Annotated in this window: 8 protein-coding genes; all 8 read left to right on the top strand. The window is 53.2% G+C overall.

What is annotated here, in order from left to right; genetic code table 11:
- The coding region (locus tag A3730_RS03350; RefSeq protein ID WP_304439454.1) for a type I restriction-modification enzyme R subunit C-terminal domain-containing protein at positions 1-650 on the top strand (650 nt) is incomplete at its 5' end.
- 23 nt (positions 651-673) lie between these two features.
- Entirely contained in the window at positions 674-2452 is a 1779-nt protein-coding gene (gene rmuC / locus A3730_RS03345) for a DNA recombination protein RmuC (protein WP_063521155.1), read from the top strand.
- Positions 2453-4054, top strand: a complete 1602-nt coding sequence (locus A3730_RS03340) for a class I SAM-dependent DNA methyltransferase (RefSeq protein ID WP_063521156.1) — start codon at positions 2453-2455, stop codon at positions 4052-4054.
- 8 nt (positions 4055-4062) lie between these two features.
- Entirely contained in the window at positions 4063-5208 is a 1146-nt protein-coding gene (locus tag A3730_RS03335; RefSeq protein WP_082872239.1) for a restriction endonuclease subunit S, read from the top strand.
- A 68-nt stretch (positions 5209-5276) separates the two neighbouring features.
- Positions 5277-7829, top strand: coding sequence for an AAA family ATPase (locus A3730_RS03330; RefSeq protein ID WP_063537475.1), 2553 nt, complete (start codon positions 5277-5279; stop codon positions 7827-7829).
- Between the two features lie 97 nt (positions 7830-7926).
- Entirely contained in the window at positions 7927-13155 is a 5229-nt protein-coding gene (locus tag A3730_RS03325; RefSeq protein WP_063537473.1) for a DUF4011 domain-containing protein, read from the top strand.
- Positions 13156-13339: 184 nt separating this feature from the next.
- On the top strand, positions 13340-13999 hold the full coding sequence (locus tag A3730_RS03320) for a HEPN domain-containing protein (RefSeq protein WP_063519139.1): 660 nt from the start codon (positions 13340-13342) through the stop codon (positions 13997-13999).
- 132 nt (positions 14000-14131) lie between these two features.
- A partial coding sequence (locus A3730_RS03315; protein ID WP_197477257.1) for a hypothetical protein occupies positions 14132-16821 on the top strand: 2690 nt, incomplete at its 3' end.

The following is a 16821-nucleotide window of genomic DNA, read 5'->3' as shown; positions in this document are numbered from 1 at the left end:
AGCAGCCCAGCATCGAGAAACTGGAAAATGCCCGCAGCGGGTTGCGCGGCATCATGAAATACAAGCAATCCGGCGGAACAGGCGGCTACACCACGCCTTCTACCGGTACGTCTGATGGTGGAGTAGCGGAAGGGGAGCGGCAAGTCACCATCGCCGGTGCCAACGAAGCCATGATCTACCGTCGCCGCCTGAAAGGCATACTCGATGACATGCTGGCCGCCAACCCGGTCTTGCAGAAAATCCGCCAGGGCGAGCCCATTGCCGTGACGGAGCTGGAAACGCTCACCTCCACCATCCTCACCAGCCACCCCGGCGTCAGCCTCGAAGTCCTTAACGACTTCTATGGCCGTACCGCCGACCAACTGGCTGTCACCGTCCGGGAAATCATCGGGTTGGACCCGCAGGCAGTGGAAAACCATTTTAAACAGTTTCTTCACCAGCACCCCAACCTCACTGCCCAGCAGGTGCGTTTCATGAACCTGCTCAAGAACCACATTGCCCAGCATGGTTCCATCGTCGTGGACAAGCTCTACGAGGCACCGTTCGACAGCATCTCCCACGAGGGCATCGACGGCGTCTTCAGCCCTGAAGATGTGGATGACCTCATTGCTGTGCTGAAACCCTTTCTGCGCCAGGATGATGCGCATTGATTGACAAGGAATAAGGACGAAGGATGCTCTGGAACACCGAACATAGCGTGGTAATGGCGGTTGCAGCCGTGGTCTTTATCGGCGTGGGCTATTTGCTGGCCGCGCTGAAAGCAGCAAAACGGGTTGCCGGTCTGGAAGGCCAGCTCGATCAGGGCAAGGCGGACCTGCAAGAAACCCGGGAACAGCTGGCACAGGCCCAACAAGAAGTCTCGACGCTAAAAGTAACCACTCACCAGCAAGAACTGGAAATGAGCAAGCTGACTTCCGAGCTTGCCACAGAGCAGAGCCGTGTTCAGGAACGCCAAACACGCCTTCAAGAACTCCAGACCCAGTCAACATCAGAGCTGCAGCAGGCGCGGGACGAATTGCGAACCATCCGTGATGAAAAACACCATGCAGAGAAAAGCCTGGAAGCGGCCCAGTCCGATATCCGTGCCAGCGAGAAACGCCTGGAGGACGCCAATGCCCGCATTCAGGAGCTGAAAGACCAGGCCGCTGAAAATGCACAAGCCCATAAGACCTTGAATGAACGCTACCTTAGCCTGAATACCGAACACACCGAACTGAAGACCAACCTGGAACGCAAGGAAGAGCACTACAAGGAGCAGTTAGAACAACTGGGCGAGGCCCGGCAGTCCCTCACCAAGGAATTCGAGAACCTGGCCCACAAGATCTTCGAGGAAAAGGGCAAGACCTTCACCGATACCAGCAAGGCCAGCATCGACGTGATGCTCAAGCCTTTCCGTGAGCAGATTGAAGGCTTCCAGAAGCGCGTCAACGAAGTGCATGAATCCTCCGTGCGTGGCCAGACCGAGATGAACGGCAAAATCCGTGAAGTGCTGGAAATCGGCATGAAGATGAGCGCCGAAGCCAACAACCTCACCTCGGCCCTGAAGGGCGACTCCCAGCAGCGCGGTGCCTGGGGCGAAGTGCAGCTCCGCCGCACCCTGGAAATGAGCGGCCTGATCGAAGGTGACCATTACGACGCCCAGAGCGAGTTCAAGGATGCCGAAGGCAAGAGAAAGCGCCCGGATTACCTGATCAAGCTGCCGGATGGAAAGCACATCATCATCGACAGCAAGGTATCCCTGGTGGCCTATGACAAGGCCGTCAGCGCGGAAACCCCGGAAGAGCACCGTCTGGCCATGGATGAACACGTCAAGGCCATCAAACGCCATATCGATGACCTGGAAGGCAAGGATTACACCAACCTTATCGGCATGCGCAGCCCCAGCTTTACCCTCATGTTCATGCCCATCGAGCCCGCCTATATCGAGGCCCTCAAATACGACAAGGGGCTGTTCGAATACGGTTACAAGAAGAACATCGTGCTGGTCTCCCACACCACGCTCATTCCTATCCTGCGTACCGTTTCCAACCTGTGGATGATCGAGCGTAGCAATGCGGAAGCCCGCGAGATCTCCGAAAAGGCGGGTGAAATCTTTAATCAGGTTTGCACCGTGGCAGAACGGCTCAACAAGCTGGGCGGCACCCTGAAAACCGTCAGCAGCCACTACAACAACACCATAACGGCGCTGGCGGGGCAGCAGGGCCTGTATGGGAAAGTGGAGCGCTTCGGCCAGCTTTCCACCAAAGTTAGCAAGTCACTGCCGAGCTTGGAGCCTGTGCATACCGATATTGAATCCGAGCGCCTTGCCTTGATCGTAGAGCCGCTGGAAGAACCAGAAGAGCAAGATGAGGAAACAACCGCTCAGGGCGAATCGATAGACCAGATCAGCGACCAATCACATACAGATGCTGACGAATCAGCAGATGAAACACCGAATCAAGAGATCAACTAAATGCTCACAGGCCAGCTAAAAAACGACATCGACAAACTCTGGGAAAAATTCTGGACCGGGGGCATCACCAACCCCCTCACGGTTATCGAGCAGATCAGCTACCTCATGTTCGCCCGCATGCTCGACATGCAGGAAGAAGTGGCAGAGCGTAAAGCCGCCCGCAGCAAGAAGGAGTTCGACCGCCTGTTCCCGAACACCCCCGAAGGTCAGCTACTGCGCTGGAAGAACTTCAAGAACCTCAGCGGTAAAGAGCTGCATAAACACCTCAAAAATGAGGTCTACCCCTATTTTGCCAGCCTGGGGCAACATGCAGAAGAGGAGGGCCTGGGCAGCGAAGGCAGTGCCACCCAGGCCCTGGGTCACATCGGCGAATACATGAAAGACGCCGATCTGGAGATCAAGAACGAATCCGTACTGGTCTCCGCCGTGGAAATGGTCGATAACCTGCCGCTCACCCAGAGCGACGTGAAAGGTGACATCTACGAATACCTGCTCAGCAAACTCACCACCGCCGGCATCAACGGTCAGTTCCGTACCCCGCGCCACATCATCGATGCCATGGTGGAGCTGATCGACCCGCAACCCACCGATATCATCTGCGACCCGGCCTGCGGTACCGCCGGTTTCCTGGCCCGCACCATGGAATACCTCAACCGGGTGCATTCCAGCGATGCCGGTACCTTCGAAGACGAGGAGGGCAACAAGCACTACACCGGCGACCTGTTGGACCCCTACCGGGAACACATCAATAAACAGATGTTCTGGGGCTTCGACTTCGACACCACCATGCTGCGCGTCTCCAGCATGAACATGATGCTTCACGGCGTAAACGGCGCCAATATTCTGTATCAGGACAGCCTCAACAAGTCCGTAAAGGAAAACTACCCGGAACAGGAAGAAGACTTCTTCGACATCATCCTCGCCAACCCGCCGTTCAAGGGCAGTCTGGATGAAACCAACACCAACCCGGATGTGCTCGGCCTGGTCAAAACCAAAAAGACCGAGCTGTTGTTCGTCGCCCACATCCTTCGCGCCCTAAAACTCGGTGGCCGCGCCGCCGTCATCGTCCCCGATGGCGTGCTGTTCGGCTCCTCCAAGGCCCACCAGCAACTGCGCAAGGAGCTCATCGAAAACAACCAGCTCGAAGGCATCGTCAGCCTCCCCAGTGGTGTGTTCAAACCCTACGCCGGTGTCAGCACCGCCATCCTGCTCTTCACCAAAGGCGGCACCACCGAGCGGGTCTGGTTCTACGATCTACAAGCCGACGGCTACAGCCTGGACGACAAGCGCACCCCGCTGAAAGGCGAAGGCGGCGATGACTTGCCAGATGCCATTGCCAAATGGAAGCAGTACAGGGAACTGGTGGAAGCCAACGCCAGCGACAAGAAAATAGAAAAAGCCTTTGGCGACAAGACCCGGAAAGCCTTCGTCGTCAACGCCGCCGACATCGCCAGCAACAAGTATGACCTCTCCATCAATCGCTACAAGGAAGTGGTGTACGAAGAGGAAGAGTACGAAGACCCGAAAGTGATCCTCAAACGGCTAATGGCGCTGGAAGAAGAAATTATGGGCGATTTGAAGGATTTGGAGGGGATGCTGTGAGTTGGCCGATGAGACAGATTGTCGATGTGGCAGATATTTTGTCAGGAAATGCATGGAAGTCGGCTAACTTTTCTTCAGATCCCAGCGTTGGTTTACCAGTTATCAGGATTCAAAATGTCTCAGATACAAAAACTGACTTTGTGTATTGGGATGGTGAACCTCTTGATAAGTATATAATAAAGAATGGAGACCTCTTACTGAGCCTTTCAGGAAATGTAAAACTTTGTCAGTGGCAATATGGAGAAGCATTATTAAACCAACGTGTTGTTAGGCTTTCTCCAAGAGCAGGGGTAGATACACGTTATTTTTATTGGTCCTTAAGAAGAGTTGTACAAAAAATTGAGGCTTTGGCAAAGCATGCAGTAATTGCAAATGTTTCTGTGTCAGATTTAAAGTCATTTGAAATTCCCCTCCCACCCCTAACTGAACAAAAACGCATCGCCAACATCCTCGACAAAGCCGACGCCATCCGCCACAAACGCCAGCAAGCCATCCAACTCGCCGACGAATTCCTCCGCGCCGTGTTTCTGGATATGTTCGGTGATCCAGTGACTAACCCGAAGGGGTGGGAAGTGGAGACTCTTTCTTCTCTTGTGGTTGGGAAGCTTCAGAACGGCGCTTACTTCCCAAAAGAAAAATATTCTTCAAAAGGTGTTGAAATGGTTCATATGGCGGACGCATTTTACGATGTGGTTCCTCGAGGGCAGCTCAAGAGAGTGAATGCTTCGGCTAAAGAAATCGAAAAGTATGGGTTGGGAGTGGAGGATATAATGATATCGCGCCGCTCGTTGAATTATGAAGGGGCCGCTAAGCCAACCTTGATTCCAGAGTCGAGCGAACCTTTGATATTTGAGTCGTCAATGATTCGGTTAACGCCGAACCCTGAGTTGATAAATAAGAGGTATCTATTTCAGTATTTGTCCGATCCTTCAGTGAAGGATCACCATGTCAGGAAATACGTTACCGGTGCAACCATTAAGGGAATTAGCCAGAAAAATCTTGAGAAAGTAGAGGTTCTTGTTCCTCCGTTAGACATGCAGAGAAAATTTGAGGAGTCGGCCACTTCGATCGAAAGATTCGTCGCCAAACACTCATTCAATAAATCAATGGGCGAAGATTTATTTTTATCTATTAGCCAGAATTTTCTATGTTGAAAAATGCTTTTTACAGAGGCCAGTTTTGAAAATAGGTTGAGCCATAAGATAGAAAGGATGAAGCTGGCATGAGTGATGTGAACAAGGAAATAATGGATTGGGTTAATTCTCAGCCTCATTGGGTTCAGTTGGCGGCGACAAAGATGTATTCCCAGCAGGAGATCAATGAAAAGCTCATCAATGAGCTGTTGGTGCTATTAAAAGAACCAAAAAAGAAAGCAGAGAAAGGGGTGGTCGATTTGAGTGGAATGCTCAAGGGTTCGTCTGCTTTGGCTGGTGATCTTAGAATCGTGTCAATTGGTGAGATAGAAGGGATCGATGCCCTTGCGCCGAGAACACCGCTTCCTTTTTCTCCTGACCTTTCTGTGGTGTATGGAAGCAATGGAACTGGGAAGTCTGGTTATGCCCGCATCATTAAGAAGATGTGTGGGAAACCTAATGCGACGGAACTTCTTCCCAATGTGTTTACGAGTGCGCCTCAAAATCGGCAATGTACAGTTTTTGCCAGGGTGGATGGGGTGGATAAAAAAATTGTCTGGGAGGCAAATGGACACCCTGTGGATGAATTGACTCCTGTGGATGTTTTTGATAGCCAAACAGGTGTTTTTTATATCGATAAGGAGCAAGAGGTTAGTTATGTTCCGAATGAGGTCGCATTATTTGAAAAGCTGGTTATTATTTTTAAAGAGCTGCAGAGAAAATTAAAATCAGAGCAGAATGAAATTACAACCAAGCTCCCTGCTAGGCCGCTTGAATTCGGCAATAGTAAATATATTGCTGCGATGTATGATCGTCTCAAACATGACTCGGATGTATCGACGGTTGAGGCGTTTTTTGAATTTACGGAAGAGGATGCACGGTCGCTTTCTGGTCTTGAAGAGCGGCTTAGGACTTCTCCTTTAGAATTAGCGGGGAAAAAGCAAAAGCGAATTGCTCAGATGCAGCTTATCATCAATCAGCTAGTTGAGGCTGCGGAGCTGGTTTCTAGTAAGTCGCTGAAAGTGCTGGAGAAGCTTGAAGAGGATTCTGAGCTGAAACGAAAGGTAGCCAGGCAGGCAGCAGACGCTATAGTCAATGAAACCAGCTTCGATGGATTTGGAAATGAAACATGGAAAGCCATGTGGCAGGCTGCCCGAAAATACTCAGAGGATAAGGCGTACCCTGGCAGTGAGTACCCTGTTGTAGTTCAAGGGGCCAAGTGTGTTCTGTGTGAGCAAGAGCTAGATGAGGCCGCCAAGCAGCGCTTAGTCAAATTCGAGAACTACGTCGCAGGTGAGCTTGAGTCGTCAGCTACGGCAGCTGAGTTGGCTCTTCAGAATGCAATTAATAGCTTGCCCATGAAGCCACAAGAGAGTGCGCTGGTAACTGCTATTCAGGCTGCACAGCTTGATGAAGAAAAATGGCTTCCTGCTTTGACCGAGGCCTGGAATGAGATTGAAAAGGTCACAATCAATGAGAGAGATAAAAATCGGTCTTCGCGTATACACTACGATCTTCCTAAGGATTTTTTCGGTGAAATAGTAGCTTTAATAGGGGCTCTGGGGCTGGAGGTTCAGCAGCATAATAAAGATGCAGAAAGTTTCGATAAAAAGAGTCTCCAAGAGGCGCTTGCTGATCTTAAGGCAAAAAAGTGGGCTAGTGGATATATTCAGGCAATTAAAGACGAAGTATTACAGCTTAAGGAAAGACAGAAAATCGATGAGTGGTTGAAGTCGGTTAATACGACGGCTGTTTCAAAAGAGGCTGGTCGAGTATCAGAGATCCTTGTGACCGATGCTTTTGTTGGAAGGTTTAATAATGAATTGAAATATTTAGGAGCGTCAAAGGTTAGCGTTGAGCTTATAAAGACTAAAACAAAGCTTGGCCGAGTGCAGCATAAGATTCAGCTAAATGGGCTGAATCCTAAATATAGTAAAAGCAAGGCAACAAGTGTTCTCAGTGAAGGGGAGCAGAGGATTGTTGCGCTTGCTGCATTCCTGGCTGACGTAACCGGTAAACCCAACTCGGCACCCTTTATATTCGATGATCCTATTTCATCGTTGGATCAAACCTACGAAGAGCAGACCGCTAAACGATTAATTAATTTGAGTGCTGAGCGCCAGGTAATCGTTTTTACGCATAGGTTAAGTTTGTTAGGTCAGCTAATTGAGAAAGGTGGCGCGGATTATCGCCATATCAGAAGAGAGCCGTGGGGGTGTGGCGAGCATGGTGACCTGCCTTTGTTTGCAAAAAACCCAATTAAAGCAGTAAAGGATTTGAGGAATAGCAGACTTAGTACTGCGAGGAAGGCTTTTGAGAAGGATGGTTATGATGCTTACTACCCTCTGGCAAAAGCGATCTGCAGCGATTTCAGAGTACTTATCGAGAGAATCGTCGAATTTGACCTTCTGGCGGATGTTGTTATGCGTCATCGAAGAGCGGTCAACACAAAGGGGAAGGTCCATAGGTTGGCGAAGGTAACAAATGAGGATTGCCAGCTTATTGAGACGCTCATGGATCAATTCTCTTGTTTTGAACATAGCCAGTCCGATGAATCTCCTGTGGATATACCTGATCCAGCTGTATTGGACGAGGCGCTCACAAAGATTATTGAGTGGCATGCAGATTTTAGTAAAAGGTAAAGCAATATCTGTTCTTCGGCGTGAGCGATAAATCGCACTGTTTTTATCGGGAGATGACCAGTGCGAGTTGATGCTATGAATTTTTAGGGGATTAGCTATGTCAGACCAGGGCCTACCAAATTTAAAAATCCACACCACCCTGGTGGAAAAGATCAACTTCGCCTGCCACCAGAGCGCCTTTGCCGTGCTGCGGGAATTGCAGATCGAGAATCTGGATGAAGAGCAGGATCTGTCAGACCTGTCGGTGACATTAGAAGCCTCCCCGGCGTTTGTGAAGGCGAAGACCTGGACGGTGGACCGGTTGGCGGCGGGTGGTCTGCTGGCTATGAAGGACCGTGACCTGGAGCTGGATGGCGGTTTCTTGCTGGGGCTGACGGAATCCATGCGCGGCACGGTGACGATTCGAGTCACCCAGGCTGAGCAGTGCCTGGCCGAATTGGCGATTCCGGTGGAGTTGTTGGCCTGTAATGAGTGGGGCGGTGCGACCTACATTCCTGAATTGTTGGCGGCGTTCTGCACGCCGAACGATCCGGCGGTGGACCGGTTGTTGGGCCAGGCTAGCCAGATTCTGCGCAAGGCGGGCAAGTCGGGCAGTATCAACGGCTACGATTCCGGCAGCCGTGAGCAGGTATGGCTGATGGCGTCGGCTATTTATTCTGCCATTGTGAAAATGCAGGTGGGCTATGCGTTGCCGCCCGCCAGTTTCGAGAGCAATGGCCAGAAAATCCGCCTGCCCAACCAGATTGAAAGCGCCAAGGTGGCGACTTGCCTGGATACCACCCTACTGTTTGCGGCGGCACTTGAGCAGGCGCAGTTGAACCCGCTGGTGATTCTTACCCGGGGGCATGCACTGGTGGGGCTGTGGCTGGACAAGGAAGATCTATCCAGTGTGGTGGTGGATGAGGCGGAAACCCTGCGCCAGCGTATCCCCCTGAAAGAACTGATCCTGATTGAAACCACTTTCCTGACCAATCACCCGGCGCCGCCTTTCTCCCAGGCGGTGAAAGACGGCAACAAGCAGGTGGCGCTGGATAAGGACAACGAATTTGTCGCCGCCATCGATATTCGCCGGGCGCGGGCGCACCGTATCAATCCCATTAGCCTGAAGACGCAGATTGCCGGACTTGCCGAGCCAGCCGATGCGGAGGTTGTGGTCGAGCCGGGGCTGGAAGCGGCGCCGGTTGATTTGCCATCGGCCCCCGTGCATGTGGAAGACGACGTGCCGGAGGATACGCCGGGCGGTCGCCTTGAGCGTTGGCAGCGCAAGCTGCTGGACTTGTCTGCGCGCAACCCGCTGTTGAATCAGAAACCCAGCAAAAGCAGTTTAACGCTGGTGTGTAGTGATCCCGGTGAGTTGGAAGATGTGTTGGCCACCGGGGCGCGCATTTCCATTGCGCCTTTCCCGCAGTTAAAGACCCAGGATCAGGATTCGGATATTCACCGCCAGCGTACCGGCGAAGAGCTGAAGGAAGTGTATGCCCGCGATGCCCTGGCCAAGAAGCAGGTGCTGGTGGAGCTGACCCAGGACGATCTGGACAAGCGGGCGGTGGAGATTTACCGCAAGGCGCAGACGTCACTGAAGGAAGGGGGCTCAAATACCCTGTTCCTGGCGGTGGGCTTTTTGCTCTGGAAGCCCAAGGACAAGGATAATCGTCGCTACCGTGCGCCTTTGATCCTTCTGCCCGTCTCTCTGGAGCGGAAGTCCGTGCGCAGTGGCGTGAAGATGGTGGCCAATGATGATGAGCCCCGTTTCAACACCACCTTGCTGGAACTGCTGAAAAAGGACTTCGGTATCGAGATCCATGGCCTTAGCGGTGCCTTGCCGGAGGATGATAGTGGTGTGGATGTGGCGGGCATCTGGAATCGGGTGCGCCATGCCATCAAGGAAGTACCCGGATTCGAGGTGGTGGAAGAGGTGGTGCTGGGCCACTTCTCCTTCGCCAAGTACCTGATGTGGAAGGATCTGGTGGATCGCTCCGAGGCGCTGAAAGAAAGCCCGGTGGTGCGGCACCTGCTGGATACGCCGCGTGAGGCGTATGAGAGCGACATTCGCTTTGTTGATCCCAAAGAGATTGATCGGGAATACACCCCGGCAGATCTGCTGTCGCCGTTGCCGGCGGATTCTTCCCAGATGGCGGCCATTGCCACGGCGGACAGAGGCAAGGATTTCGTCATCATTGGCCCGCCGGGTACCGGCAAGAGCCAGACCATCGGCAACCTGATTGCGCACATGCTGGGCAAAGGCAAGAAGGTGCTGTTTGTGTCCGAGAAGACCGCCGCACTGGAGGTGGTGCACCGTCGTCTCAAGGATATTGGCCTGGGCCACTTCTGCCTTGAATTGCACTCGAACAAAGCCAGGAAGGCTGATGTTCTGGATCAGCTACGGACCTCCTGGAACAGCGCCTCCCAATCTACGGTGAGCGACTGGAAGGCAGAGGCGGAACGGCTAAAGACACTACGTGACCGCCTGAACCGGGTGGTGAATGCCCTGCATCAACGCCACCGTAATGGCCTGACGGCGCACTATGCCATCGGTGTGAAGGTGCGTGATGCCGACCTGGCTGCCAAGGTAAAGCTGAGTTGGCCAAATGCGGCCTATCACGACGATGCGCAACTGCAGAAGCTGCGTGAAATGGCTGAGTTGCTGGCGGTTCAGGCCAAGGCTGTGGGTAATCTGGTAGATCACCCGCTGGCATTGATCAGCAATTTTGACTGGCGGCCTCAGTGGGAAGAAGCGGTGGTGGGTGCCGCCCGCAGCCTGAAAGCCAGTGGGGCGCAGTTGACCGACAAATTGGCGTCGCTTGAGAAAGCCCTGGGCATCAGCCTGGGTGTGGTGAGCCTGGCCAAGTTGGCTGCCATGGCCGAGTGTGGTCAGGTCTTGCTGGACGCCTACCGCCAGCAGGCCTCTTTTGCGCTGGAGCCGGATGCAACGGATCGACTGGATGCGCTGGAAGAAGCCGTCACACAGTTGAAGGCCTACATTGAGACGCAAGCGAAGCTGAGTTGCACCTATGAGCCGTTGGCCTGGCAGAAGCTGAATGCGGCGGTGCTGGGGCAAGCCTGGGCGGAAGCCAATGACACCTGGTGGCCCAAGAGCTGGTTTGCCAAGCGCAAGGTCGTCAAGCAAATGCGGGAAGGCGGGGCGCAGGGTGATCCGGACCCCATCAATGATATTCCCGTGCTGAAACAGTTGCGGGAAACCGGTGGCCATATCGACCGTCTCGATGGCGTGCTGAAAGGCCTGCGAGAATGGGATTCCTATAACTCAGACCCCAGCGCCATGGCTGCGCTAAAGGAACTAGGTTCACGGGCCCGTGTTGCGGTTGGCAAGCTGGCAGATGATGCGGAATCCCTGGCGACCCTTCGCGGCAAGATTCGCACGCTGCTGTATGACGCCAACGACTTGCTGGCACCGGATGCGCCAGTGGGGCGAACCATCAATGATTTCAAGGCGGCGTTCGAAGCCTTCTCTGCCAACAAGGAAAAGTTCGAAGCACTGATCGGTGCCTCGCTGGATGGTCGATTGCCTGACGGTGTGCCCGCCCTTGAGTCACTGGGCGCGCAATGTCAGGAGATTATCGATCATCACATCGCCCTGCGGGATTGGTGCGCCTGGGTGCGGCGTCGCTCCGAGGCGCTGGATTTCCAACTCGGCCCGCTGGTGGAAGCCATCGAAAATGGCTCTGTGCCCGCCGACCAGGTGGAAGAGGTCTTCGAGGCAGCCTACTGCAGTTGGTGGTCGTCGGCGGTGATCGGTGAGGATGAGGTGCTGCGTACCTTCTCTTCTCCGGAGCATGAAGCGGCGATTGAGAATTTCCGGGAGCTGGATACCCGGTTCAGTGATCTGACGGCGAAGTATATTGCCGCGAATCTGGCCGGGGAGATCCCGGACCAGGAAACCACCAAGAAGAAGTCGTCCTGGGGCGTGCTGGCCCATGAGCTTCAAAAGAAGATGCGCCATAAGCCTGTTCGGGAAATGATGGAAACCATCCCGGACGTGATTACAACGCTGGCGCCGTGCCTGATGATGTCGCCGCTGTCGATTGCCCAGTTCCTGTCCGCCGGGCAGGCGCAGTTTGATGTTGTGATCTTTGATGAGGCTTCCCAGATTACCGTGTGGGATGCGGTGGGCTCACTGGCCCGTGGCAAGCAGGTGATTGTTGCCGGTGATCCAAAGCAGATGCCGCCCACCAACTTCTTTGGTCGTTCTGATGATGACCCGGATGGCGACATTGATGGCGAAGGGGATCTGGAAAGCATCCTGGACGAACTGATCGGCGCCAGCATTCCCCAACGCGTGCTGAACCTGCATTACCGTTCCCGCCGGGAAAGTCTAATTGCCTTCTCCAACAGCCGCTATTACGACAGCTCCCTGATCACCTTCCCGGCACCGGTACACCCTGACAAGGGCGTGTCACTGGTGAAACCGGAAGGCTTCTACGCCCGAGGAAAGGCCCGCCATAACCAGGGCGAGGCCAAGGCCATTGTGGCGGAGATCGTGCGTCGCCTGACGTCAGACGACCCGGCTGTCCGTAGCCAGTCCATTGGGGTAGTGACGTTCAATACCGAACAGCAGAGTCTGATAGAGGATCTGCTGGACAAGGCCAGAGCGGAAGACCCTGGCATCGAATGGGCCTTCTCCGAGGACGAGCTGGAACCGGTGTTCGTGAAGAACCTGGAAACGGTGCAAGGGGATGAGCGGGACGTGATTCTGTTCAGCATCACCTATGGTCCGGATGAAGCCGGTCACGTCACCATGAACTTCGGCCCTCTCAACCGTACCGGTGGTGAGCGCCGCCTGAACGTGGCCATGACCCGCGCTCGCTCCGAGATGGTGGTGTTCTCCACCATGCCACCGGAGCGTATTGATCTGGCCCGCACCCAGGCCCGCGCCGTGGCGGACCTCAAGCACTTCCTGGAATACGCCGAACGTGGCGCCTCCGCTCTGGGCGCGGCGGTACACGGCTCCATGGGCGACTTTGAATCCCCCTTCGAAGTGGCCGTGGCCAGAGGGCTACAGGAAAAGGGCTGGACAGTGCATCCCCAAATTGGCGTCTCCGCCTACCGCATCGACATGGGCATTGTTCACCCCGACAAACCGGGCATTTATCTGGCCGGAATTGAGTGCGATGGCGCCATGTACCACAGCTCCGCCTATGCCCGAGAGCGCGACAAGATCCGCCAGGGTGTGCTGGAGGGGCTGGGGTGGACGTTGTATAGGGTGTGGTCCACTGACTGGTGGACGAATAAGCACAAGGCGCTTGAAGAGCTGGATGCTGTACTAAGTGAGAAACTTGCGGGTGAGCGCGCCTCGAAAGACTCATAGAGCGGCCTTGTATGTGGTGGATATTGGCTATTAAACGATCACCATTGGTCAGTATAGATAACTATGGCCGTTCTGGTGATTTCGGCTGAGTGTGATAAGGTTCACAGCAAAAAACGAACGGCCTTCAGGTCTAGAAAGGATTCTAGCTGACGCTTCTACGGTGTTGGCGCTCAGGGGGAGGGATATGGGGACCTGCTACGAAACACTCAAAACACGCCAGCGACAGGAACGGGATGATTATCCTGAAGACCTGAGTCTGCGCGTTCACCGTGCCCTGAGCTGGCTGGATAGGGCCGAGCAGGAATCCGACCCAGACAGCCGTTTCATCTTCCTGTGGATTGCCTTCAATGCGGCCTACGCTAGCGAAATTGATGACCGGCAGGGGCTAAGTGAACAAGCCACCTTCAATGCCTTCCTGGAAAAGCTCCACACCCTTGATAACAGCCAGCGCCTGAAAAAACTGGTTTGGAAGGTCTATTCCGGTGCCATCAGCGCACTGCTGGATAACCCCTATGTCGTCCGCGCCTTCTGGGAATACCAGAAAGGCAACATGAGCCAGCCAGAATGGGAAAGGCGCTTTGCTGGCGCCAAGCACGCCGCCCGCAAATCCATCTCTAGCCACAACACCCCCAAAGTGCTCTCCATCGCGCTGGACCGCATCTACGTCCTGAGAAATCAGCTCATCCACGGTGGCGCCACCTGGGGCGGGCAGGTGAACCGCAACCAGATCACCGATTGCATAAAAATCATGAATGACCTGGTGCCGGTAGTGATCGAGATCATGATGGATAACCCGCGATCCACGTGGGGACAGGCAAGTTTTCCGGTGGTGAAGGCGGGGTAAGGGGTAGGGTATTGGCTGCGACATAGAGTGTCGCGGCTGGAGAATAGAATTGCACAAGTGAATAACGGGCTAAGGCCTGCTTTTGGGATCAGGTCAGCCCGAGTGATAAGAATTCGAAGAAAGGAGCCCTTCGTGAAAGCACTGAGACTCACATCGTTACTGGTTATGGCTTCCCTCGCTGCCTGTGGTGGTGGCGGTGGAGGAAGTGGCGGATCGAACACCGGTACGTCACAAGCGCAACCAGAAGATGGGTTATACCCCTCGACGGTAGAGCGCTCAGCCTTTACAGCTAGCGAAGCCTGCCCGGATGGGGGGATTACCATTGATCAGGGTATCGACACCAACACCAATGGCGTACTGGACCCCGATGAGATTTATGAATCTCAACAAGTGTGTCATGGCGCTTCGGGAGAGGACGGTCTTTCCAGTCTGATTCGTGTAGATGAAATTTCGGCAGGCCTTGAGTGTGCCAATGGCGGCTTGAAGGTGAGTGTGGGGCTGGATGCATCTGAAGATGGGGTGCTAGATGCTGAGGAAGTCAGTCAGAGTAGCTATGTCTGTTCGATTTCAGCAAGCCAAACCGATGGATTCAGTAGCTTGCTAGATATGTCCAATGAGCCTGAAGGTGCTGAGTGTGCTTCAGGGGGTCAAAAATTAACCTCTGGCTTGGACTTCAATCGCAATGGCACCCTGGATATCGATGAAGTTATTCAGACGAAATATATCTGCAACGGGGTTAGCCCGGTTGTGCACTCCTCGTTGGTGAAAACAGAAAATATTGGCCCTGGCCAGTTCTGTGACAATGGTGGAGTCAAGGTCTCCTCCGGCCTTGATGTGAACGAGGATGGCCTTCTCAGTGAAGGCGAGATAACAGGCAATGCGTACATCTGCCATGGTGAAGATGGAGAAAACTCAATTTCCCTGGTTGCTGTTGAGGTAGAGGCTGCCGGGGCCAATTGCTCCGCAGGCGGGAATAAAGTCACCAGTGGTCAGGACTTGAATGCAGATGGCACGCTGCAAGCAGAAGAAGTCACCGATGTAAATTATATCTGTAATGGAACAGATGGAATTGATGGAGAAGACGGCCTCTCCGCTCTGGTCAATGTCAGTGATGAGCCGGCAGGCGTTAACTGCCCGTCAGGAGGGAAACGGATCGAGACCGGGCAAGATGACAATGCAGATGGCATTTTACAGGCGGCTGAAATCGATCAGTCAGATTACCTGTGTAATGGGGAAAATGGCGATTCTGCCATCTCGTCTCTCGTGAGGGTGGAGCAAGAAGCGGCTGGAGCGAATTGTTCAGCCGGTGGGTATGTGCTGCATACCGGGATGGATGCAAATGCAAACGCATATCTGGATAGCAGTGAAATATCCGAATCACACTATGTTTGTAATGGTGAGGATGGGGCTGGTAGCGGAGGTGGTGATTCCGATGGGACAGCTGATATGAACTACTTCGTTGTGAATACCCAGCTTGGTGAAGTAACGGAAATTGATTGCCCTGGTGGAGCCAGCAGCAACAGCAAAAGGAAAAATGAATACTTTGCATTGGCATCAGGTGGTCAGGGGGAGCCCTACAAAGTTTGTTATCACGAGAGCTGTTATGTGAGTACAGACAATGGTTACACACATCACCAAAAAACATATGGTGATTCAGCTTGTAATGCTAGTGAGTATGTATACCAAAACTGTAATGAAGGATATCAATGGGATGGGGTGGCATGCACCGAGATTCCGCCTGTTTGCCCTGAGGGGCAGATCGAAACCACAAGAGGCTGTGAAGTTCCCGTTGATAGCTGCCTGGAAAACCAGGAAATCGAAGACAACATCTGCGTTGATATCCCCTACGTGGAAGTGACGGGCAATATTTGTGGTAACTATGTCGACCCGATAAAGGTGACAGCCGGAAACCATTTCGTAACCTGTGATACGACGTTTAATGAGCGCCTATTGATTGATGCGGGGGCCGTTCTGCAAGTGGATCGTAACTGGTATATCGTGGCGGAGAGCGGTGTGAATGTGAATGGGACGGCCGTGTCTCCTGTCACTATCAAGACCTCACCCAATAATATTGATGGTGCTTGGGCTGGAATACGTTTTGTCGGTGAAATGGATTTTGACTACGACAATGAAGAGCTTGTCGGCGATAAAATAAGTTATTTGAACGTTTCTGGTTATTCGGGAACCTCAAGTTTGGAAGGTGTTGGAATAAAGAGGGCTACATTAACGGCAAATGCTGGGTTGACACTGCGAGATGTTGTTTCTATAGGAACAGTGTTTGATGTGGAGGATGTTACTTCATACAGATCGCTTTTAAGTGGTTCTTCTGTGTTGTCTTCGCAGCTATATCTGTGGAGTGGCTTGGTAGTTAATTCTCCTGATCTCAGCAATATTTATACATATTGGGGCGGACGGACCGATGGTTTTGAGCGTCTTGCAGCATTATTCAATGAAGGGTTTTCCGTCGCTGGATGTAGTTATGAAGCACACATGCAAGGGAATGAGTCTGTTGGAACAGGTGCCGCAACAGGAGATCACTGCATTGTTAGTGATAACGGAAAGCCTATGCCAGAGAGCTACGGTGTCTATGTTCTGGGCCCGAAAAATAGAGATATAAAAACCGGAGAAAGCTTAAGTTTAGAGGCTTACTTATTTGATAAAAACGGGTTTGTGCACCCGGAATCGATTGTTTGGAAGGCTCGCTATGATGTGGACGGCACTTACTACGACTCGGGCCAGACCTGGACAGGTAGGAAAATAAGCGTGTCCCTGGAAGATAAAGAGCAGTACGAGGTTTATGTGGAGTCTGTGAACGGGGAGAC

It is taken from the genome of Alcanivorax sp. HI0044 (genome assembly GCF_001634945.1).
Note: the sequence above shows the minus strand (reverse complement) of the source record. Positions and strands in the feature narration are given on the sequence as shown.